17 protein-coding genes and 5 tRNA genes are annotated in these 21,391 nt (G+C 70.0%); 13 read left to right on the forward strand and 9 right to left on the reverse strand.

Annotated elements, in window-relative coordinates:
• Nucleotides 1-518 precede the first annotated feature (518 nt).
• Nucleotides 519-2,102, forward strand: coding sequence for an acyl-CoA carboxylase subunit beta (locus IE178_RS18470; protein WP_193513085.1), 1,584 nt, complete (start codon nt 519-521; stop codon nt 2,100-2,102).
• Nucleotides 2,103-2,137: 35 nt separating this feature from the next.
• A complete protein-coding gene (locus tag IE178_RS18475; protein ID WP_184764098.1) occupies nt 2,138-2,332 on the forward strand; it encodes an acyl-CoA carboxylase subunit epsilon in 195 nt (64 codons plus the stop codon).
• 280 nt (nt 2,333-2,612) lie between these two features.
• On the opposite strand, the gene IE178_RS18480 is transcribed toward IE178_RS18475, so the two are convergent.
• The 8 genes from IE178_RS18480 to IE178_RS18515 form a co-directional block, all read right to left on the reverse strand.
• Nucleotides 2,613-3,194: a GTP-binding protein gene (locus IE178_RS18480; protein ID WP_009314218.1), complete on the reverse strand. Its 582-nt coding sequence runs from the start codon at nt 3,192-3,194 to the stop codon at nt 2,613-2,615.
• The gene (locus IE178_RS18485) at nt 3,175-3,747 is read right to left on the reverse strand and encodes a DUF742 domain-containing protein (RefSeq protein WP_193513086.1); all 573 of its coding nucleotides are present in this window, start codon (nt 3,745-3,747) and stop codon (nt 3,175-3,177) included. Before IE178_RS18485 ends, IE178_RS18480 begins: the two co-directional genes overlap by 20 nt.
• Nucleotides 3,748-3,840: 93 nt before the next feature.
• On the reverse strand, nt 3,841-4,254 hold the full coding sequence (locus IE178_RS18490) for a roadblock/LC7 domain-containing protein (RefSeq protein WP_004983065.1): 414 nt from the start codon (nt 4,252-4,254) through the stop codon (nt 3,841-3,843).
• Between the two features lie 10 nt (nt 4,255-4,264).
• A complete protein-coding gene (locus IE178_RS18495; RefSeq protein WP_193513087.1) occupies nt 4,265-7,546 on the reverse strand; it encodes a sensor histidine kinase in 3,282 nt (1,093 codons plus the stop codon).
• A 378-nt stretch (nt 7,547-7,924) separates the two neighbouring features.
• Entirely contained in the window at nt 7,925-8,515 is a 591-nt protein-coding gene (locus IE178_RS18500) for a GTP-binding protein (RefSeq protein ID WP_184764101.1), read from the reverse strand.
• A complete protein-coding gene (locus IE178_RS18505) occupies nt 8,496-8,891 on the reverse strand; it encodes a DUF742 domain-containing protein (RefSeq protein WP_004924977.1) in 396 nt (131 codons plus the stop codon). The genes IE178_RS18500 and IE178_RS18505 overlap by 20 nt, the downstream gene beginning before the upstream one ends.
• A 112-nt stretch (nt 8,892-9,003) precedes the next feature.
• Nucleotides 9,004-9,417: a roadblock/LC7 domain-containing protein gene (locus IE178_RS18510; protein ID WP_004983056.1), complete on the reverse strand. Its 414-nt coding sequence runs from the start codon at nt 9,415-9,417 to the stop codon at nt 9,004-9,006.
• Nucleotides 9,418-9,426: 9 nt separating this feature from the next.
• Nucleotides 9,427-13,272, reverse strand: coding sequence for a nitrate- and nitrite sensing domain-containing protein (locus IE178_RS18515; RefSeq protein WP_193513088.1), 3,846 nt, complete (start codon nt 13,270-13,272; stop codon nt 9,427-9,429).
• A 604-nt stretch (nt 13,273-13,876) separates the two neighbouring features.
• Between IE178_RS18515 and IE178_RS18520 the strand changes: the two genes are divergently transcribed.
• The 9 genes from IE178_RS18520 to IE178_RS18560 all read left to right on the forward strand — a co-directional run bounded on the left by IE178_RS18520 (nt 13,877) and on the right by IE178_RS18560 (nt 18,071).
• The gene (locus IE178_RS18520) at nt 13,877-14,065 is read left to right on the forward strand and encodes a hypothetical protein (protein ID WP_184764250.1); all 189 of its coding nucleotides are present in this window, start codon (nt 13,877-13,879) and stop codon (nt 14,063-14,065) included.
• Nucleotides 14,066-14,381: 316 nt separating this feature from the next.
• Entirely contained in the window at nt 14,382-15,167 is a 786-nt protein-coding gene (locus tag IE178_RS18525; protein ID WP_193513089.1) for a fumarylacetoacetate hydrolase family protein, read from the forward strand.
• Complete coding sequence (gltX, locus tag IE178_RS18530) at nt 15,160-16,644, forward strand: glutamate--tRNA ligase (RefSeq protein WP_193513090.1); 1,485 nt, start codon at nt 15,160-15,162, stop codon at nt 16,642-16,644. Before IE178_RS18525 ends, gltX begins: the two co-directional genes overlap by 8 nt.
• Nucleotides 16,645-16,735: 91 nt before the next feature.
• Complete coding sequence (locus tag IE178_RS18535; protein WP_193513091.1) at nt 16,736-17,467, forward strand: HAD family hydrolase; 732 nt, start codon at nt 16,736-16,738, stop codon at nt 17,465-17,467.
• A gap of 91 nt (nt 17,468-17,558) precedes the next feature.
• A tRNA-Gln gene (locus IE178_RS18540) sits at nt 17,559-17,630 on the forward strand.
• 40 nt (nt 17,631-17,670) lie between these two features.
• Nucleotides 17,671-17,743, forward strand: a tRNA-Glu gene (locus IE178_RS18545).
• 62 nt (nt 17,744-17,805) lie between these two features.
• Nucleotides 17,806-17,878 (forward strand) — tRNA-Glu (locus IE178_RS18550).
• Nucleotides 17,879-17,899: 21 nt separating this feature from the next.
• A tRNA-Gln gene (locus tag IE178_RS18555) sits at nt 17,900-17,971 on the forward strand.
• Nucleotides 17,972-17,998: 27 nt separating this feature from the next.
• Nucleotides 17,999-18,071: transfer RNA gene (locus IE178_RS18560), tRNA-Glu, on the forward strand.
• A 126-nt stretch (nt 18,072-18,197) separates the two neighbouring features.
• On the opposite strand, the gene ndgR is transcribed toward IE178_RS18560, so the two are convergent.
• A complete protein-coding gene (gene ndgR / locus IE178_RS18565; RefSeq protein WP_184764106.1) occupies nt 18,198-18,911 on the reverse strand; it encodes an IclR family transcriptional regulator NdgR in 714 nt (237 codons plus the stop codon).
• A 196-nt stretch (nt 18,912-19,107) separates the two neighbouring features.
• On the opposite strand from ndgR, the gene leuC reads away from it, so the two are divergent.
• Together leuC and leuD are read left to right on the forward strand one after the other, a co-directional pair.
• On the forward strand, nt 19,108-20,538 hold the full coding sequence (gene leuC, locus IE178_RS18570) for a 3-isopropylmalate dehydratase large subunit (protein WP_184764107.1): 1,431 nt from the start codon (nt 19,108-19,110) through the stop codon (nt 20,536-20,538).
• Between the two features lie 6 nt (nt 20,539-20,544).
• On the forward strand, nt 20,545-21,138 hold the full coding sequence (gene leuD / locus IE178_RS18575; protein WP_193513092.1) for a 3-isopropylmalate dehydratase small subunit: 594 nt from the start codon (nt 20,545-20,547) through the stop codon (nt 21,136-21,138).
• Nucleotides 21,139-21,391: the final 253 nt, after the last annotated feature.

Raw genomic sequence — 21,391 nt, forward strand, 5'->3', positions numbered from 1 at the left:
GGCCGCCCTGTACGACGAGGCCGCCCCCGGCCGGACCGGCGCGGCCGTCGACCACGTCGTGGACGGCGTCAACGGCCGCGCCCTCGGCCTGACCGCTCACCGCCGCCTTCGGGCAGCCGGGCACCGCGGGACCGCTCACCGCCGCGTCCCCCCGCTCCGCGGCCACGGCCGTACCGCTACCCTCTGCGGCAGCGAACCGACTCGAACGGGTGAACCGGTGGAGATCGTCCGGGATCACCCGGTGCGAAGAGCACCGAGGGCCCCGGAGTCCGCTGAAATCCGGGCCACCGGCCCCCGGCCGCGGCTGCGCATCACCCTCGGGGAGGTATGCGCCACCCGTCGATGTGAGGTGGCTCTCAGCTGTCGTCTTTGTGTGACCCTTACAAGCCGGACGCCCTCTGAGCAGTTGGAACGCCTGTATGCCCCCGTGGTTCTGTTCAGTGGTACCAGGAAAACACCCCGGAGACTGTGAGGAGTCGACGGCTCGCATTCCTGGGTGGTCTTCGTAAGGTCACTACATGACCGTTTTGGATGAGGCGCCGGGTGAGCCGACCGACGCGCGCGGACGCGTGGCTGAACTGCACGAGATCCGTGCCCAGGCACTGGCCGGCCCGAGCGAGAAGGCGACCCAGGCGCAGCACGCCAAGGGCAAGCTGACCGCGCGGGAGCGCATCGAGCTGCTGCTGGATGCGGGGTCGTTCCGTGAGGTCGAGCAGTTGCGCCGGCACCGGGCGACGGGGTTCGGTCTGGAGACCAAGAAGCCGTTCACCGATGGTGTGATCACCGGCTGGGGCACGGTCGACGGCCGCACGGTCTTCGTCTACGCCCACGATTTCCGGATCTTCGGTGGTGCGCTGGGTGAGGCGCACGCCACCAAGATCCACAAGATCATGGACATGGCCATCGCGGCCGGCGCGCCGCTGGTGTCGCTGAACGACGGTGCCGGCGCGCGCATCCAGGAGGGTGTCTCGGCCCTCGCCGGGTACGGCGGCATCTTCCAGCGCAACACCAAGGCGTCCGGCGTCATCCCGCAGATCAGCGTGATGCTCGGCCCGTGCGCGGGCGGCGCGGCCTACAGCCCCGCCCTCACGGACTTCGTGTTCATGGTCCGCGAGACCTCGCAGATGTTCATCACCGGCCCGGACGTCGTCAAGGCGGTCACCGGCGAGGAGATCACCCAGAACGGTCTGGGCGGCGCCGACGTCCACGCCGAGACCTCCGGCGTCTGCCACTTCGCCTACGACGACGAGGAGACGTGCATCCACGAGGTGCGCTACCTCCTGTCGCTGCTCCCGCAGAACAACCGGGAGAACCCGCCGCGGGCGCAGAGCACGGACGCCGCGGACCGCCGCGGCGAGGTCCTGCTCGACCTGGTCCCGGCCGACGGCAACCGGCCCTACGACATGGCCAAGGTCATCGAGGAGATCGTCGACGACGGCGAGTACCTGGAGGTCCATGAGCGGTGGGCGCGCAACATCATCTGCGCGCTGGCCCGGATGGACGGTCAGGTGGTCGGTATCGTCGCCAATCAGCCGCAGTCGCTGGCGGGTGTGCTGGACATCGAGGCGTCCGAGAAGGCCGCCCGCTTCGTCCAGATGTGTGATGCCTTCAACATCCCGATCCTGACCTTCCTGGACGTGCCCGGGTTCCTGCCGGGTGTGGACCAGGAGCACGGCGGCATCATCCGGCACGGTGCGAAGCTGCTGTACGCGTACTGCAACGCGACCGTGCCGCGGATCTCGCTGATCCTGCGCAAGGCGTACGGCGGCGCGTACATCGTCATGGACTCCCAGTCCATCGGTGCCGACCTGACCTACGCCTGGCCGACGAACGAGATCGCGGTGATGGGTGCGGAGGGTGCGGCCAACGTCATCTTCCGTCGGCAGATCGCCGAGGCCGAGGACCCCGATGCCATGCGGGCCCGGATGGTCAAGGAGTACAAGTCCGAGCTGATGCACCCGTACTACGCGGCCGAGCGCGGACTGGTCGACGACGTGATCGACCCCGCCGAGACCCGCGAGGTGCTGATCCGATCGCTGGCGATGCTGCAGACCAAGCACGCCGATCTGCCGTCCCGCAAGCACGGCAACCCGCCGCAGTAACCCGGCGGACATCTCTCCCAGGGAGACTGAGAACCATGAGCACACCTGACATCCGCGTCGAGAAGGGCCACGCAGGGCCCGAGGAAGTCGCCGCCCTCACGGCGATCCTGCTGGCGCGGGCGGCCGCCCAGCCGTCCGCCACCGCGCCGGCCCACCGTGGCCGCGCACGGGCCGGCTGGCGCCGCCTGGAGCGCGAGGGCGGCTTCCGCGCCCCGCACAGCTGGCGCTGACCCCCGGCACCATGAAAGAGGCCCCTCCACGAAGGAGGGGCCTCTTCTCGTGACGCCGTCGGGGCAACGCCCCCAGATGCGCGGGGAACCGCACGACCGGCCAATGACCACCCGCACCCGGCATGCGACAGCCCCCTGCGGCCCAGTGGCCGCAGGGGGCATCGCGCTGCCCGACATCCGAGGGGTCCCGCCCGCGCCCACCCGTGCCGCCCCAGCGGCACGACTGCCCGCAGGCCGCGGCGCGACTGCCCGCGCGCGGTGGGCAGTCGCGCCGCAGGCCCTAGCGCAGGCGTGCCATCAGCGCGTGCTCCACGAGAGTGATCAGCGCCGACTTCGCGTCGGCACGATGCCGCGCGTCCGTCGTGATGATCGGCGTGTCGGGCCCGATCTGCAGAGCCTCCCGGACCTCGTCCGGGTTGTACGGCTGCTGACCGTCGAAGCCGTTGAGGGCGATGACGAAGGGGAGGCCCGAGTTCTCGAAGTAGTCGACGGCCGGGAAGCAGTCGGCGAGACGACGGGTGTCCACCAGCACGATCGCGCCGATGGCGCCGCGCACCAGGTCGTCCCACATGAACCAGAAGCGGTCCTGGCCGGGGGTGCCGAACAGGTAGAGGATCAGGTCCTGGTCCAGGGTGATGCGGCCGAAGTCCATGGCCACCGTGGTGGTGGTCTTGTCCCCGGTGTGGGTGAGGTCGTCGATGCCTGCCGAAGCAGACGTCATGACGGCCTCCGTGCGCAGCGGGTTGATCTCCGAAACGGCCCCGACGAACGTGGTCTTGCCCACGCCGAAGCCACCCGCCACCACAATCTTCGCCGAGGTGGTGGAGCGGGAAGGACCGCCGCTAGAGCTTGCGAAGTCCACTGAGCACCCTTTCGAGCAGTGTCACGTCTGGCTGGCCGCCGGCGCTCTCGTCGCCGCCGGGCTGATGGATGGCGACCAGGCCCGCCTCCGCCAAGTCGGCGACGAGGATCCTGGCCACGCCGAGAGGGATGGTCAGCAGGGCCGAGATCTCGGCCACCGACTTGATCTCCCGGCAAAGGTTGCAGATCCGCTGATGCTCGGGCAGCTGGCCCTGCATCTGGTGCGGCTGCGCGGTGGTGTGCACCAGCGCCTCGATGGCGAGCTGGTACCGGGGCCTGGTGCGACCGCCCGTCATGGCGTACGGGCGCACCAGGGGATTGTTCGACGCCCCGGCGGGCGCCGGTTCGGGTGCTCGGCGCTGCGGCTGCACGGGCTGGATGCGGGGGGCGTGCGGCTGGTCGTACGGCGAAGGGCCGGGGCCCTGCGGCGCGTACGGCTGCCGGTGGTGCGGAGCGGAGGGGTAGCCGTACCCGTTCTGGGAACCGTCGTTCTGGCCCTGGGCGGGGCCGTACGACCAGTTGCCCGCGGATGAACCGTCCTGGGGTGTTGCCACTTTCTCCTCCTCCGACTGTGCCTGGCACCCATCATGTGGAGCCGCGTCCCGAAACCTTACGGCCACGGGACGCCAAAACGCACCGTCCGTCCTTTAGTTGAGAAGGCTCCCCTGGAGCTCCGCACGAAGGTCCGGAGTCAGGACCGTACCGGCACGGTCCACCAGAAGCGCCATCTCGTACCCAATGAGGCCGATGTCCGCCTCGGGATGTGCGAGAACCGCGAGCGACGAACCGTCGGAAATGGACATGATGAACAGGAATCCCCGCTCCATCTCCACAACCGTCTGGTTCACGCTGCCGCCCTCGAAGATCCGGGACGCGCCTGCCGTCAGAGACGTCAGACCGGAGGCGACGGCCGCGAGCTGGTCGGCGCGGTCACGGGGGAAGCCTTCGGACATCGCCAGAAGGAGTCCGTCGGCGGAGACCACCACCGTGTGGGACACCCCCGGGGTGTTGTCCACGAAGTTGGTGATCAACCAGTTCAGGTTCTGTGCCGCCTGGCTCATCGGGCTCACACTAACGCTCCTGGTTGTAGGTGCTGTCAGGACCGAAGCCCTGGCCATTCGTTTCACTGCCCGCGCTGCGGCCCCGTTGGACACCACGACGCAGGTTGCTCAGCCTGCCCCGGACGTCCTCCGGGGCGCGGGAGACCTGGGGGCCTCCCTGAGGGGTGCTCTCGGCGGCTCCCTGGACCAGGTTGGCCTTGGGGACCCGCCGCGGCAGACCGGAGGAGGTCACACCGCCCGCCTTGGGCTTCCGGAGCTGCGAGGCCTGCTGCCAGCGCTCGTCGTTCGCTGAACGCCAGCCGCTGTCGCCGGCGCCGCTTTCCGCAGTGGGGGCCGGCGGCTCCTGGCTCACGCTCCGTGCGCCCGCCGTACCGTTCGCGCCGCCCGCGGTGGATCCGCGGCGGGGGAGCCCGGCCTCGGTCAGGTCGTGGACATCGCTGGGAACGGGTCCCGGACGGTCGAAGCCTACGCTGTTCGGCTCACGTACGTCAGCGGCCTGCGCAGATTCCGATTCCGGGGCCTGAGCAGGGTACTGGCCCGGGTAGTCGTTGCGGTAGCCGTCCTGCTGCGGCCAGTCGTCGTCCCGGCGACGCTCGGCGAAGGACGGGAAGGCATCGGAGGCACCCGCCGCCGCGCGGTCGTCCTGGACCGGCTCCGCGTAGGAGGGGTCCGGGTAGCCGCCGTTGGGCGAGAAGGGGTCGTTCTGGCCGTTCGGCGCGTAGTAGCCCTCGCCGTACGACGGCTGCTGCTGCTCGTACGGCGAGGGCTGCCCGTTGTCGTACGCCTGCTGGTCGTACCCGGCGGTCTGCTGCTCCTGGTAGCCGCCGTCGAAGCCCTGGCCCTCGGTGTATCCCTGGCCGTTGCCCTCGTATCCCTGGCCGTTGTCGTAGCCCTGCGGGGCGGCGAACCCGTCGGGGTAGGCGCTCGCCTCGGGGGTCTCCTGGGCGTTCGCGGCGGTCGCCTCGGGCTCCGGCTGGGCCTCCAGAGCGGCCCGGCGCTCCTCGCGCAACAGGGAACGGCCGACCGGGTCCAGCTCGCGGATGTCGTCGGGGACCTCCGAGTAGCGGGTGTCGTCGAAGCCCAGCTCCGCGGCGGTGCGCAGCGGCTGCTGGTTGAAGTTCTCACCCTGGAACTGCTGCTCCGGGATGATCTGCGACACCGTGAATTCGCTGCGGTCCACCTGCTGATCGCCGCCACCACCGTGGGTGATCGCGTCCGGGAGCATGACCAGCGAAGTGGTGCCGGCCTGCTCGCCCGAGGGGCGCAGCTGGACCCGGATGCCGTGCCGGTCGGACAGCCGGCCGACCACGAACAGGCCCATGCGCTGGGAGATCGCGACGTCCACGGTGGGCGGGTTGGCCAGCTTGTGGTTGATGTCCGCGAAGTCCTCGGCCGTCAGGCCGATGCCCTTGTCGTGGATCTCGATCATCACGCGGCCGTCGGGGAGACGGGTCGCGGTGACGCGGACCTTGGTCTGCGGGGAGGAGAACGTGGTGGCGTTCTCGAGGAGCTCGGCGAGCAGGTGCACGAGGTCGGTCACCGCGCGGCCGTGGATCTCGGCCTCGGGGACGCCGGACAGCTCGATGCGCTCGTACTGCTCCACCTCGGAGGAGGCGGCGCGCAGCACGTCGACCAGCGGCACCGGCTGGTCCCAGCGGCGGCCGGGCTCCTCGCCGGCGAGGACCAGGAGGTTCTCGCCGTTGCGGCGCATACGGGTGGCCAGGTGGTCCAGGCGGAAGAGGTTCTCCAGCTGGTCCGGGTCGGCCTCGTTGTTCTCCAGGTCGGTGATCAGAGTCAGCTGGCCCTCGATCAGCGACTGGTTGCGACGCGACAGGTTGGTGAAGATCGCGTTGATGTTGCCCCGCAGCAGCGCCTGCTCGGCGGCGAGCCGGACCGCCTCGCGGTGGACCTGGTCGAAGGCGCGGGCGACCTCGCCGATCTCGTCGGTCGAGGAGACCGGGATCGGCGCGACCTTGGTGTCGACCCGGCCGGGGTCGGTACGCGAGAGCTGGTCGACCAGCATCGGCAGGCGCTGCTCGGCGATGCCGAAGGCGGCGTTGCGCAGCCGGCGCATGGAGCGGCTCATCTGGCGGGCCACCATGCCGGCCAGGACGAAGGCGGCGAGCAGGGCGACCACGACGGCGGCACCGGTGATGAAGGCGTCGCGCTGGGCGTCGTCGGCGATCTGCGCGGCCTCACCCACCGCGGAGTCGGCCAGGTCCGACTCGATCTGACGGTAGCCGTCGTACTTGAGGGTGTTCACGGCCCACCAGTTGGCGGGGGTGATGCCCTGATCCGCGAGTTCGGCGCGCGCGGCGGCGTCCGTGGAGGGGAGGCGGCCGAGCTCGGAGATCATCGTCTCCGGCTTGGCGGGCGGCGGAACGTAGTCCGGGTCCTTCTGCGCGGCCTCCTTGGCCATGGCCGCACCCTCGGCCTGGATCTTCTCCTTGGCACGGTCCAGCTTGGCCGCGTCGGCCTCGGTGCCACCGCCGAGGTACTCCTCGACGGCGATGCCCTCGAGGTAGGCGTAGGAGGTGAGGGCGACGCGCTGGCTGGCGAGCTGGCTGTCGGTGGGGCCGGGCTTCACCAACATGTGCATGCCGATGGAGCGCTCCAGCGACAGCGCCGCCTTGGTGAGCGAGATCGCGTAGACCGTACGTCCGTAGCTGGTGATGTTGCCGGTGCCGAGACCGAGCTCGTTGGCGAACTCCATCAGGGGATGGGCGACGGCGACGTAGCCCTCCTCCGTCTGTACGCCCTTGAGCTTGGAGGTGTACGCGGCGGCGCGCAGCCCGGTCAGCTGGGGCTCGGCCTCGCGGAACAGCTTCAGGCGGCGCTCGAGGCCGGGCTTGTCCGGCATGCTCCGCGCGGCCTCGTCGAAGCCGTCGGCGGCCTTGTCGGTCGCGGCGCGTGCCTGGGCCACGGTCGGGTCGTCCTGGCCCTTGCCCTGCAGCAGCGGGGCGGCGGTGATGTCGCGCTCGTAGTAGAGGGCGTTGGCGTAGGTGAGGGAGGCCTGCACCAGACGGGCGGTGTTCTCCGCGTCCTCGGCCTCCTGCCAGGTGTCGATCGAGCTCTTCACCTGGAAGCCGCCCATGACGAGACCGACGAGCACGGGTATGAGCAGGATCGCGTTGAGTCTCGTCGCCACGCGCCAGTTGCGCGGGGACAGGCGTCCTCCGCTCGGGGCGGGCGCGGCCGTCGGCTTCGGACCGGGCGCGGGCGCCGCGGTGCGCGGCGGCGGCGTGAAGTTGCCCCGGGCCGACGGCTCGGGACTGCTCGTGCTTCGCCTCACTCGACCAACAACCTCTCGGCGGTCGGCACCTTCGTCGTGCCGCTTCGTCTCAGTGCCCGGTGTGCCAGCGACTACTGAGTACGTCTTTGACCCATGGGCAGTTCAGGCATTCCAGCATGCCGACCAGCGCTCTTCCAAACAGTGGAAGGGGAGGATTCCGAGTGATGTAAGTCCCAGATAAAACGGTCATAAGGAACGAGCTCCGCCCAAAAGGCGAGCCCTTCGTACGCGCAGCGATACCGCTCGACCGCGTCGCGTGTCGGTATCACCCGATTCCTCTGCCGAAACGTTATGAACACCGGGGCCGGCGGTGTCGAAGGACACAGCCGGCTCCGGTACATCTACGAACAACTGCCATATGTCGCTTCTGTTTTGGCCCTACCTGAGACGTGCCATGAGGGCATGCTCGACCAGTGTGATCAGCGCACTCTTCGCATCCGCGCGGTGCCGTGCGTCGGTGGTGATGATCGGGGTGTCGGGTCCGATCTGCAGCGCCTCGCGCACCTCCTCGGGTGCGTACGGCTGCTGACCGTCGAAGCCGTTGAGGGCGACCACGAACGGCAGTCCGCTGTTCTCGAAGTAGTCGACGGCCGGGAAGCAGTCGGCGAGACGGCGGGTGTCGACGAGGACGACGGCGCCGATGGCGCCGCGCACCAGGTCGTCCCACATGAACCAGAAGCGGTCCTGGCCGGGGGTGCCGAACAGGTAGAGGATCAGGTCCTGGTCCAGGGTGATGCGGCCGAAGTCCATGGCCACCGTGGTGGTGGTCTTGTCCCCGGTGTGGGTGAGGTCGTCGATGCCCGCCGAAGCAGACGTCATGACGGCCTCCGTGCGCAGCGGGTTGATCTCCGAGACGGCGCCGACGAACGTGGTCTTGCCCACGCCGAAGCCGCCCGCCACCACGATCTTCGCGGACGTGGTGGACCGGCTGTCGGAGACCGTCCCGCCGCTAGAGCTTGCGAAGTCCACTGAGCACCCTTTCGAGCAGTGTCACATCGGGGGCGCCGGTCGTCTCGTCGCCGCCCGGCTGGTGCACGGCGACGAGACCCGCCTCCGCCAAGTCGGCCACCAGGATCCGGGCAACACCCAGTGGCATGTTGAGCAGCGCCGAGACCTCGGCGACCGACTTCACCTCACGGCACAGATGGCAGATGCGCTGGTGCTCCGGGAGGAGCCCCATGAGCGCTGCCGGGTCGGCCGTCGTACTGATCAGTGCCTCGATGGCCAGCTGATAGCGCGGCCTGGTCCGGCCACCGGTCATCGCATAGGGACGGACCAGTGGCTGGTCGCCCTCGTCCTCGTACGGCTCCGCGTACGGATCATGAGAGGCGGTGGGCGGGGTCATGGATCCTCCGGGCGGGGACAGCAAGTCGGTCAGTCAAGCCGTCTGAAGAGGCCGGTGGGGGGAATGTGGCGGCCGGACGGTGATTTGGTGTGACGGGTGGTGCCGGGGCCGATCAGTGGAGCAGACTTCCTTGTAGCTCAGCGCGCAGGTCCGGGGTGAGGACCGCCCCCGCGCGGTCGACCAGCAGCGCCATTTCGTAGCCGACGAGGCCGATGTCGCACTCGGGATGCGCGAGAACCGCCAGGGACGAACCGTCGGACACGGACATGAGGAACAGGAACCCTCGTTCCATCTCCACGACCGTCTGGGCGACGTTGCCGCCTTCGAAGATCCGGGAGGCACCGGCCGTCAGGGAGGTCAGTCCCGAGGCGACGGCCGCGAGCTGGTCCGCGCGGTCGCGCGGGAAGCCCTCGGAGAGCGCCAGAAGGAGACCGTCGGCGGACACGACGACGGTGTGGGACACCCCGGGGGTGTTGTCCACGAAGTTGGTGATCAACCAGTTGAGGTTCTGTGCCGCCTGGCTCATCGGGCTCAACTAACGCTCCTGCTGGTGAGTGGGGTTCGGGAAGCTGCCGGTCTGGGTGGTACCGGCCTGACGACCCTGTGCGATACCCCGACGGAGATTGGTCAGCCGGCCGCGCACGTCATCGGGTGCGCGCGAGACCTGAGGACCGCTCTGTTGCGATTGCTGCTGAGCCGTACCCGGGACGAGGTTCGCCCTGGGTACCCGGCGCGGCAGGCCGGAGGTGGTGACGCCGCCCGCGGCCGGCTGCCGGACGCGTTCGGCCTGCCGGACCAGCTCGTCGTTGGGCGAGCTGCGCCAGGTGGTGGAAGCGGACCGCTGCGGGCCGGTGGGGGCCTGCGGCTCCTGCTGTTGCGGCTGCTGGGATGCCGGAGCCGAGCCGTTGTCCTGCTCCTGCCCGCGGAACCAGTTGGTCTCCAGCGTGTCGTACAGCGGTGTACGGCCGTCGCCCGGGCCGGAGGCCGGCGGCAGCGCCCAGGCGTCGGACGCACCCCGCCCGTCGTCGGGCCGCTGAGCGGCACCGCCGTTGCCCGGATCCTGGCGGACCGGCCGCTGCTGCGGGGCCGGCGGACGCGGGGCGCCGAAGTCGAAGCCGTGTGCGCCGTTCGTCTGCGGACGCTCGAACTGGCCGGTGACAGCCGGGTCGGCGGGGTTCGCACGCTGCGGGAGGGAGTGCCGGCCCGTGGAGCCGTTGTCCTGCGCCGGGTACTGGCCGGTGGAGCCGTTGTCGTAGCCCTGCGGGGCGGGGAACTGGCCCGTCGCGGACGGATTCTGCCCGCCCGGCCGGGCCTGCGGCGGACCGAAGATGTCGCCGCGGACGAACTGGCCCGTGTTCTGGACACCGTTCGCACCGGGCTGGGTGTACTCGCCCGTGTTCTGGACACCGTTCGCACCGGGCTGGGTGTACTCGCCCGTGTTCTGGACACCGTTCGCGCCCGGCTGGGCGTACTGGCCCGTGTTCTGCGAGGCGTCGGCGCCGAAGGCGTCGTACGAGGCCGGGCCGGTGTTCTGCCGCTCGTCGAAGCGGGGGATCTCCGCCGTCGAGCCGGGACCCTGCCGGTCGTCGAACCGGGGCATGGCGGCCGTCCGGGAGACGTCCGGCTCCTCGTGCTCGCGCGGGGTGTCCAGCGAGGCGCGGGGCACCGGCGGCTGGGCGTTCTCGTCGCTCCAGCTGGGCACGCGCGGCTGCTGCTGATCACCGCCGGGCAGCTCGGCGCGCGCACCACCGCGCGGCGGGAGCTGCGGACGACGTCCGCGCTCGGCGTTCCGGTTGCCCCGCTGCGGCGGCACCTGGCCCCGGCCGCCACCGAAGACGTCCTGGTCCTGCGTCCCGCCCGGACCCGCGGCCTGAAGCCCCTGCGGGGCACCGGGCGCACCGGGGGCACCGGGCGCCTGGGCGCCGAAACCGGAACCCGCGCCGGCGGGGGCGGGACGGCCCTGCGGCGGACCGGAGGGGGCGCCCTGGTCGAACAGCGAGGGCGTCTGGTTGCCCGACGGACCCTGCGGTCCCCGCGCCCCCGGCCGGCCGTCCCGTCCGGGCAGTGCGGCCCGCGGGCCCTGACCGGCACCGAGCCGGCTGCCGGGCGCACCGGCGCCGAGAGCACCGCCACCGGACTGGCCGGCACCGGCGGCACGCCGTGCGGCGGCGGCACCCGCGGCCGCCTGCGCGGCGGCCGGGCCACCCCCACCCGGGCCGGGCTGACCCGGCTTGCCCTGGGGCTTCTTGCCGCCCTGGGCGACGTCGACGGGCAGCATGACCAGCGCGGTCGTGCCACCGGAGTCGGACGGGCGGAGCTGGATGCGGATGCCGTGGCGCTGCGACAGACGGCCGACCACGAACAGACCCATGCGGCGGGAGACGGAGACGTCCACGGTGGGCGGCGAGGCGAGCCGCTCGTTGATCGCCGCCAGGTCCTCCGGCGACAGACCGATACCGGTGTCGTGGATCTCGATCAGCACACGGCCGTCGGGCAGCGCGTGACCGGTGACCTTGACCTTGGTCTGCGGGGAGGAGAACGAGGTCGCGTTCTCCAGCAGCTCGGCGAGCAGGTGCACGAGGTCGTTGACGACCCGGCCGGCCACTTCGGTGCTCGGCACCGAGGCCAGCTCGATGCGCTCGTACTGCTCCACCTCGGACGCGGCTGCACGCAGCACGTCGACCAGCGGAACCGGGCGGGTCCACCGGCGGCCGGGCTCCTCACCCGCGAGAACCAGCAGGTTCTCACCGTTACGGCGCATACGCGTGGCGAGGTGGTCCAGCTTGAACAGCGAGGACAGCTGGTCCGGGTCGGCCTCGCGGGACTCCAGCTCGGAGATCAGCGACAGCTGGCGCTGGATCAGACCCTGGGAGCGACGCGAGAGGTTGGTGAACATCGCGTTGACGTTGCCCCGCAGCAGGGCCTGCTCGGCGGCGAGGCGGACCGCCTCGCGGTGCACGTCGTCGAAGGCCGCGGCCACTCGGCCGATCTCGTCCCGGGAGTGCACACCGACCGACTGCACGGACGTGTCGACGTCCTGCGGGTCGGCCTCGGACAGCTGCTTGACCAGCTCGGGCAGCCGCTCCTGGGCGACCTTGGTCGCGGTCTCCTCCAGCCGGCGCAGCGAGCGGATCATGGAGCGGGCCACCACGAAGGCACCGACCAGCGACACACCGAGCACGATCAGGATCAGCGCACCGGAGATGATCGCGTCGCGCTCGGTGGCGCTGCGCAGCTCACGGGCCTTCTGTTCCATCTCCTCGAGCAGCGTGAGCTCGATGTTCTTCATCTGCTGGATCTTGGTGGAGCTGTCGTCCAGCCAGTCGCGGTAGGACCGCTTGCCGACCGACCTGAGGCCGAACTCCGAGGCCAGTGCCCGTCCGGCGTACTCGTCGGTGGCCCTGATCGTGGTGTTGCCGTCCTCGATCGGCAGGAGCAGCTCGGTGGCGGCGACATCGCCGTAGATGCTCTTGAAGCTGCGGATCTCGGACTTCTGGCTCGCCAGCGCCGACTCGGCGTAGAGCCGGTCGTTCTCGGAGAGGTCGCCGACGGTGGTGTTGCTGGCGGGCAGCGCCGCGGCGAGGACCGCGCGCTGGATCGACGCGTACTCCTTCGCGGAGGAGAAGGACGCCAGGGCGCGCGTGCGCTCGATCATGTCGGGGTTGCTGCTCGCCTCCGCCATGTCCTGCGAGAGGTCGATCAGGTTCTCGATCAGGCGGTGGTAGCCCTCGACGGTCTGCGTGGAGTTCTTCTCCGAGGCGAAGGCCGTGTTGCGGATCTTCTCGAGCTCGCCCAGCTCGCCGGCGAGCTGCACCAGGTTGTCGCGGACGCCCTTGAGGTTGCCGTCCTTGCTCGCGGCGTCGATGGCCTCCGAGCTGTCGATGAAGTTGTTCCGCGCCCGGTCGGTCTTGTCGCGGTAGCCCTTGACCGAGAAGTCGGTGGCCTTGCCGCCGTGCGCCAGCGGGCCGGCCGACTGGTCGCGCTCCTCCTGGAGCGCCGCCGCCAGCTCGGTGGCCTGCTTGGTCATGTCCGTCAGCAGCTTCATGTTGTCGAGCTGCTGGATGTCGTCCATCGACTGGTTGATACGCAGGGCGCCCAGCGAGGTGGCCGCGACCACCGGGAGGGCGAGCAGCGACACCAGACGGGTGGAGATCCGCCAGTTGCGCAGCGCTATTCGAGGGCCGGGGCCGGTCGGACCCTTCGGGGCGGCCGGTGCCGGGCTCGCCGCGGGCGCGCCGGCGCCAGGGCGTTCGCCACCGTTTCCGGGCGCGGCCGTGCCCTGGTTCTGGGCGTGCTGGGGCGAAGAGCTGACGGCCTTGGGGCCGGTCCCGCCCTGCGGCTCCGCCGAAGCGCTGCCATCCCTCTTGAAACGTCCCTGCACTAGCGTCGCAACCTCTGAACCAGGCACCCCTCCGCGTGAACGGCGAGGCACGGTGTCGGCGTCGTAGGGGCGCCCTGAATACGCCCCCGTGGTGGTCGTGAGTGACCGGCGCGGGTTCCCCCTTCTCGCCGCCACTCGGCGCGTCGGTGCGCCCCCTGTGCGCCGGCTCGATCCTGCGGCGGTCCGTGGAATTCCAGCACAGTGCCGGATCTGCAACAAGGCCCATGGGCTTACCCGTGAGATAGGTGACACGGCGTGAGTGGGGCATGACCGGCGGTAGAAAGTGATCCCACGCATAACGGGCGTAAGTCCGCGAGTCGGCCGGACGGAGCGGGTGTCCCAGTCGACATGATCAGGAGCGGAATGAGGGCTTCAGGGGGCGAATGTCCGTTTCCGTCGACTGGAAAGTCGGTGCGGATTGCCCCGTATGTCCGTCATTACGTGAGCAAACTCACACCGAGATCACGGCCTTCCAGCGCCGTCGGCCGGGAATGGCATGTTTAGCCTGACGCTTTACAGGGATGGCAAAACCGACAACCCGCGCCCGCCCCGGGGCTTTTGGCCCCTTTCGGGCGCCCGTGAACAGGACAGGGTCAAGTAAACAGTGAAGACGACGACGATGTTCCACAAGATCGCCAACCCCCGGCGCACCACGCTGGCACACCTCGACGGCGCCGAAGAACTGCAGACGCCGGTCCAGCAGGAGCACCCCGTCGAACTGCCGGCTCAGACCGCCAACCCCAAGCGCACCGTCCTCATGGAACTCCCGGTCGCGGCCGGCGCCGCGAAGTAACACCGATCCATACGCGCACGGGCCGCGAAACGCTCACGGCCACCGCGCCCGGACGGCGACACCCGTCCGTCGCACCCGCACGAGGGGCGCCCCACGGCCACGGGGCGCCCTTCGTCATGAGTGAGGCGGGAGCCCGTGCCGTGCTCGTCATCCCTGAGGCGGAACCCCTCGCCGTGCTCGTCATGGGCGAGGCGGGACCCTCGCCGTGCTCCTCACGCGCGAGGCGGCCCCCCTGTAATGCGCGAGGCGGGGACCCCCTTCCGCGTTAGCCTGGAGCGTCAGACTCCAGCCGCTCAGTCAAGGGGACAAGCATCCCGTGCGCATCGCCAGATTCTCCATCGACGGGAACGTCGCCTTCGGCGCGGTCGAGGGCGACCGGCAGGACGAACTCGTCCTCGACATCATCAAGGGCATCCCGTTCGCGGACTTCGAGCTCTCCGGCACCAAGGTCCCGGTGAGCAAGGTCAGGCTGCTGCCCCCGGTGCTCCCCAACAAGGTGGTCGCCTTCGGCCGCAACTACGCCGAACACGCCAGGGAACTCGGCAACGAGGTGCCCGACGCCCCGTTCGCCTTCTTCAAGCCCTCCACCTCCGTGATCGGCCCGGGAGACGAGATCCAGTACCCCTCCTTCTCCCAGGAGGTGCACCACGAGGCCGAGCTCGCCGTGGTGATCGGCCGGATGTGCCGCGAGGTCCCGCGCGAGCGCGTCAAGGACGTGATCTTCGGCTACACCTGCGCCAACGACATCACGGCGCGCGACGTCCAGAAGCGCGAGAAGCAGTGGGCCCGGGCCAAGGGCTTCGACACCTCCTGCCCGCTCGGCCCCTGGGTGGAGACGGACATGGACCTCGCCGCCGCCGGTGACCTCACCATCCAGCTCACGGTCAACGGCGCCCAGCGCCAGCTCGGCCGCACCAGCGAGATGACCCACTCCATCGAGGACCTGATCGTCAACATCACCGAGGCCATGACCCTGCTCCCCGGCGATGTCATCCTCACGGGCACCCCGGCTGGGGTCGGCCCCCTCAACGTCGGCGACGAGGTCGCCGTCACCATCGAAGGCATCGGCACTCTCACCAACAAGGTTGTCAAGCGTGGCTAGCGCACCCGGCTCCCCCGTACGCGTCCGTTTCTGTCCGTCGCCCACCGGTAACCCCCATGTGGGCCTGGTCCGCACCGCCCTGTTCAACTGGGCGTTCGCCAAGCACCACCAGGGCACGCTGGTCTTCCGCATCGAGGACACCGACGCGGCCCGCGACTCCGAGGAGTCCTACGCCCAGCTGCTCGACTCGATGCGCTGGCTCGGCTTCGACTGGGACGAGGGCCCCGAGATCGGCGGCCCCCACGCGCCGTACCGCCAGTCGCAGCGCATGGACATCTACAAGGACGTCGCGCGAAAGCTCCTCGACGGCGGCCACGCCTACCACTGCTACTGCTCCCAGGAGGAGCTGGACTCCCGCCGCGAGGCCGCCCGCGCCGCCGGCCGGCCCTCCGGCTACGACGGCCACTGCCGCGACCTGAGCGAGGCGCGGGTCGCGGAGTACAAGGCCCAGGGCCGCGAGCCGATCGTCCGCTTCCGGATGCCCGACGAGACGATCACCTTCACGGACCTGGTCCGCGGCGAGCTGACCTTCACCCCCGAGAACGTCCCGGACTACGGCATCGTGCGCGCCAACGGCGCCCCGCTGTACACGCTGGTCAACCCGGTCGACGACGCCCTGATGGAGATCACCCACGTCCTGCGCGGCGAGGACCTGCTCTCCTCCACCCCGCGGCAGATCGCCCTGTACAAGGCGCTGATCGAGCTGGGCCTGGCCAAGGAGATCCCGGCCTTCGGCCACCTGCCGTACGTGATGGGCGAGGGCAACAAGAAGCTCTCCAAGCGCGACCCGCAGTCCTCGCTCAACCTCTACCGCGAGCGCGGCTTCCTGCCCGAGGGCCTGCTCAACTACCTCTCCCTGCTCGGCTGGTCGCTCTCCGCCGACCAGGACGTCTTCTCCACCGACGAGATGGTCGCGGCCTTCGACGTCGCCGACGTGCAGCCGAACCCGGCCCGCTTCGACCTGAAGAAGTGCGAGGCGATCAACGGCGACCACATCCGGATGCTCGACGTGAAGGACTTCACGGAGCGCTGCGCGCCCTGGCTCAAGGCCCCCTTCGCGCCCTGGGCCCCGGAGGCCTTCGACGAGGCCAAGTGGCAGGCCATCGCCCCGCACGCGCAGACCCGCCTCAAGGTCCTCTCCGAGATCACGGACAACGTCGACTTCCTGTTCCTGCCGGAGCCGGTCTTCGACGAGGCGTCCTGGAGCAAGGCCATGAAGGAGGGCAGCGACGCCCTGCTGCGCACCGCCCGCGAGAAGCTGGACGCGGCGGACTGGACGTCCCCCGAGTCCCTGAAGGAGGCCGTCCTGGCCGCCGGCGAGGCCCACGGCCTCAAGCTCGGCAAGGCCCAGGCCCCGGTCCGCGTCGCCGTCACCGGCCGCACGGTCGGCCTGCCGCTCTTCGAGTCCCTGGAGGTCCTGGGCAAGGAGAAGACGCTGGCCAGGATCGACGCGGCCCTGGCGAAGCTCGCCGTGTGAGTCACCGGCCCCGAACAGGCCGTGAAGGGGCGGCGCCCGGCAGCATCGTCCGGGCGCCGCCCCTTCACCGTCGCCGGGTACCGTCGAGGCCATGCCGATCCGAGCCGTCGTCTGGGACGTCGACGACACCCTCTTCGATTACACCTCCGCCGACCGCGAGGGCATGCGGGCCCATCTGCTGGCCGAGGGGCTGCTCTCCCGGTACGCCTCCGTCGATGAGGCGCTGGTGCGCTGGCGAGAGATCACCGATCTGCAGTGGGCGCGGTTCGCCGCGGGCGAGGTGGACTTCGAGACGCAGCGGCGCGACCGCACCCGGGCTTTCCTGGACCGCGAGCTGACCGACGACGAGGCGGACCACTGGTTCCGTCGCTATCTGGTCCACTACGAGTCCGCCTGGGCCCTCTTCCCGGACGTGCTGCCCGTCCTCGACGCCCTCGCCACCGGCCACCGCCACGCGGTGCTCTCCAACTCCAGCCTGCACGTCCAGGACCGCAAGCTGCGCATTCTCGGTGTGCACGACCGCTTCGAGGCCATCCTGTGCGCCGCCGAACTGGGCGTCTCCAAGCCCGCGGCCGGCGCGTTCCTCGCCGCCTGCGAGGCCCTGGCACTGCCCCCGGACCAGGTGGCGTACGTCGGTGACCACCCGGAGATCGACGGCCGGGGCGCCGCGGAGGCCGGGCTGCTCTCGGTGTGGATCGACCGAGGGAACACGTGGGCGGCCGTCGAGCCGCCCGTGGGGCCGCGCCGCATCGCCTCCCTCGCCGAACTCCCCTCGCTGCTGCGCGGCGATACTCGTTTTGGAGCCCCGTCCACCTTCAGGTAATGTTCTTCCTGCGCCGCGGGGAGCGGGCCGGAAGGCCGGAGCCCCCAAGCGTCAAGCTAGAACAAAAACCCCTCAGGGGCTTGCGTTCCAGTGGCCTATGGTGTAATTGGCAGCACGACTGATTCTGGTTCAGTTAGTCTTGGTTCGAGTCCAGGTAGGCCAGCTCGCAGAGCTCATCTGCAACCCGCGGATCACATCCGCAAGCCCCCGTTGTGTAGCGGCCTAGCACGCTGCCCTCTCAAGGCAGTAGCGCCGGTTCGAATCCGGTCGGGGGTACAGATCCTTCCCGCGAGGACAGCAAGGGTAGATCCCGCTGGCCTCGATGCAGGATCGCTAGGGCCCCCGTTGTGTAGCGGCCTAGCACGCCGCCCTCTCAAGGCGGTAGCGCCGGTTCGAATCCGGTCGGGGGTACTGACTGGTCTAAACCATCATTGGTCTATGGTGTAATTGGCAGCACGACTGATTCTGGTTCAGTTAGTCTTGGTTCGAGTCCAGGTAGACCAGCAGGATCTGCGGAAACGCATGATCCAGGCCCCCGTTGTGTAGCGGCCTAGCACGCCGCCCTCTCAAGGCGGTAGCGCCGGTTCGAATCCGGTCGGGGGTACAGAAGCGAAAGCCCTCCACTTCGGTGGAGGGCTTTCGGCGTTCCGGAAGTGCCTCGTGGAACCCTGGACGGGCCTGCCGCGGCGTTGAGGCGGGCCCGTTCCCACGGACGGTACGGAGGGGTGAATCAGGAGCGGCGCAGCGCCTCGGAGAGGCGGGCGGCGGCGTCGATGACGGCCTGGGCGTGCATACGGCCTGGGTGGCGGCTCAGGCGCTCGATGGGGCCGGAGACCGAGACGGCGGCCACCACGCGGTTCGAGGGACCGCGCACCGGCGCCGAGACGGACGCCACACCCGGCTCGCGCTCGCCGATCGACTGGGCCCAGCCGCGACGCCGTACGCCCGACAGGGCCGTCGCCGTGAAACGGGCACCCTGCAGACCGCGGTGCAGCCGCTCCGGCTCCTCCCAGGCCATTAGGATCTGCGCCGAGGAACCGGCCTTCATCGTGAGCGTGGAGCCCACCGGCACCGTGTCGCGCAGACCCGACAGACGCTCCGCCGCGGCGACGCAGATGCGCATGTCGCCCTGGCGGCGGTAGAGCTGGGCGCTCTCACCGGTGACGTCCCGGAGGTGGGTGAGCACCGGGCCCGCCGTGGCGAGCAGACGGTCCTCGCCCGCCGCCGCGGCCAGTTCGGCCAGGCGGGGGCCGAGAATGAAACGGCCCTGCATGTCCCGAGCCACCATGCGGTGGTGCTCCAGTGCCACGGCCAGGCGGTGGGCCGTGGGTCGTGCCAGTCCGGTGGCTCCGACCAACCCCGCGAGGGTGGCCGGACCGGACTCCAGAGCGCTCAGGACGAGGGCCGCCTTGTCCAGAACGCCGACGCCGCTACTGTTGTCCATGAAACGATACTTGCGTCTCACTCTGTGAAACGCAAGTTCAATTTTCCGTGGAACACGCCACTCTGGAAGCACGGAAGCAATGCGGCCCGTGGACCACCGGGCCTGGCGGCGGGCGCCCGGAAACAGGGGTGCGGGCGCCGTCTTCGCACAGATCTCTAGTTGGGCCGGAGCCGTTGTGCCGGCCGAAGGGAAAGCGATGGGTAGGACACTCGCGGAGAAGGTCTGGGACGACCACGTCGTCCGGCGCGCCGAGGGCGAGCCCGACCTCCTCTTCATCGATCTGCACCTGCTGCACGAGGTGACCAGCCCGCAGGCCTTCGACGGCCTCCGCAAGAACGGCCGCCCCGTGCGCCGTCTCGACCTCACCATCGCGACCGAGGACCACAACACCCCGACCCTCGACATCGACAAGCCCATCGCCGACCCGGTCTCCCGGGTCCAGCTGGAGACGCTGCGGGCGAACTGCGCCGAGTTCGGCGTCCGGCTGCACCCGCTGGGCGACGTCGAGCAGGGCGTCGTGCACGTCGTCGGCCCGCAGCTGGGTCTGACCCAGCCCGGCATGACCGTCGTCTGCGGCGACTCGCACACCTCCACGCACGGCGCCTTCGGCGGACTGGCCTTCGGCATCGGCACCTCCCAGGTCGAGCACGTCCTGGCCACCCAGACCCTGCCGATGGCCCGCCCCAAGACCATGGCGATCACCGTCGACGGCGAACTGCCCGACGGCGTCACGGCCAAGGACCTGATCCTCGCGATCATCGCGAAGATCGGCACGGGTGGCGGTCAGGGCTACGTCCTGGAGTACCGCGGCCCCGCCATCGAGAAGCTCTCGATGGAGGCCCGGATGACCATCTGCAACATGTCGATCGAGGCCGGCGCCCGCGCGGGCATGATCGCCCCCGACGAGACCACCTTCGCGTACCTCGAGGGCCGTCCGCACGCCCCGCGGGGCGAGGACTGGGACGCGGCCGTCGCCTACTGGAAGACGCTCAAGTCCGACGCGGACGCCGAGTTCGACGCCGAGGTCGTCATCGACGCCTCCGAACTGTCGCCGTTCGTCACCTGGGGCACCAACCCGGGCCAGGGCGCTCCGCTTTCGGCGTCCGTCCCCGACCCGGCTTCGTACGAAGACGCCTCGGAGCGGTTCGCCGCCGAAAAGGCCCTGGAGTACATGGGGTTGGAGGCCGGCCAGGAGCTGCGCTCCATCAACGTGGACACCGTCTTCGTAGGTTCCTGCACCAACGGCCGCATCGAGGACCTGCGGGCCGCCGCGGACATCATCAAGGGCCGCAAAGTCGCCGACGGCGTACGGATGCTGGTCGTCCCGGGCTCCGCGCGGGTGGGTCTGCAGGCCGTCTCCGAGGGCCTGGACGTGGTCTTCAAGGAGGCCGGCGCCGAGTGGCGGCACGCGGGCTGTTCCATGTGCCTGGGCATGAACCCCGACCAGCTCGCCCCCGGTGAGCGCTCCGCCTCCACCTCCAACCGCAACTTCGAGGGCCGGCAGGGCAAGGGCGGCCGCACCCACCTGGTGTCTCCGCAGGTCGCCGCCGCCACCGCGGTCCTCGGTCACCTGGCCTCCCCGGCCGACCTCGCCGACGCCGACGCCCGTACGCCCGCTGGAGTCTGATCAGTCATGGAAGCTTTCACCACCCACACCGGCCGGGCCGTCCCGCTGCGCCGCAGCAACGTCGACACCGACCAGATCATCCCGGCCCACTGGCTCAAGAAGGTGACGCGGGACGGGTTCGAGGACGGACTGTTCGAGGCCTGGCGCAAGGACCCCGAGTTCGTGCTCAACCGGCCCGAGCGCAAGGGCGCCACGGTGCTGGTCGCCGGCCCCGACTTCGGCACCGGCTCCTCTCGTGAGCACGCCGTCTGGGCGCTGCAGAACTACGGCTTCAAGGCCGTGATCTCCTCCCGCTTCGCCGACATCTTCCGCGGCAACTCGCTGAAGAACGGGCTGCTCACGGTGGTCCTCGACCAGAAGATCGTGGACGCGCTGTGGGCGCTCGCGGAAGCGGACCCCACCGCCGAGATCACCGTCGACCTCGAGGCCCGCGAGGTGCGCGCCGAGGGTGTCACCGCCTCCTTCGAGCTCGACGAGAACTCCCGCTGGCGGCTGCTGAACGGGCTCGACGACATCTCCATCACCCTGCAGAACGAGGCGGACATCGCCGCGTACGAGGCGAAGCGCCCGTCGTTCAAGCCGAGGACGCTCACGGCCTGACCCCCGCCGCGGTCGAAGTCCTCACCCGAGGTCGACTTTCGGCCACCGCATCACCCCTCCCGTACCCCCGATCGGCCCGATCGGGGGTACGGCCGTGTCTGCACCCGTTCGGCCCCGCGCGTCCCCTTGAGTGCCATCAACTTGCCACGTTATGAAGGTGGTTGCTGGGGTACACGTGTCACGTGAGCGTGCCCCCCGCGAGTGCACGGACGGCTGTCCGGGGCGGCAGTTACCCCCTGCGCAGGCGACAACT

The organism is Streptomyces griseoloalbus (genome assembly GCA_014650015.1).
Taxonomy (GTDB): Bacteria; Actinomycetota; Actinomycetes; order Streptomycetales; family Streptomycetaceae; genus Streptomyces; species Streptomyces griseoloalbus.

Coding starts and splice junctions, on each gene's coding strand:
- IE178_RS18510 (WP_004983056.1), bottom strand. CDS start 9,417: ATGAGCCAGGCGGCACAGAACCTCAACTGGTTGATCACCAACTTCGTG.
- IE178_RS18490 (WP_004983065.1), bottom strand. CDS start 4,254: ATGAGCCAGGCGGCACAGAACCTGAACTGGTTGATCACCAACTTCGTG.
- IE178_RS18505 (WP_004924977.1), bottom strand. CDS start 8,891: ATGACCCCGCCCACCGCCTCTCATGATCCGTACGCGGAGCCGTACGAG.
- ndgR (WP_184764106.1), bottom strand. CDS start 18,911: ATGGACAACAGTAGCGGCGTCGGCGTTCTGGACAAGGCGGCCCTCGTC.
- leuD (WP_193513092.1), top strand. CDS start 20,545: ATGGAAGCTTTCACCACCCACACCGGCCGGGCCGTCCCGCTGCGCCGC.
- leuC (WP_184764107.1), top strand. CDS start 19,108: ATGGGTAGGACACTCGCGGAGAAGGTCTGGGACGACCACGTCGTCCGG.
- IE178_RS18475 (WP_184764098.1), top strand. CDS start 2,138: ATGAGCACACCTGACATCCGCGTCGAGAAGGGCCACGCAGGGCCCGAG.
- IE178_RS18470 (WP_193513085.1), top strand. CDS start 519: ATGACCGTTTTGGATGAGGCGCCGGGTGAGCCGACCGACGCGCGCGGA.
- IE178_RS18535 (WP_193513091.1), top strand. CDS start 16,736: ATGCCGATCCGAGCCGTCGTCTGGGACGTCGACGACACCCTCTTCGAT.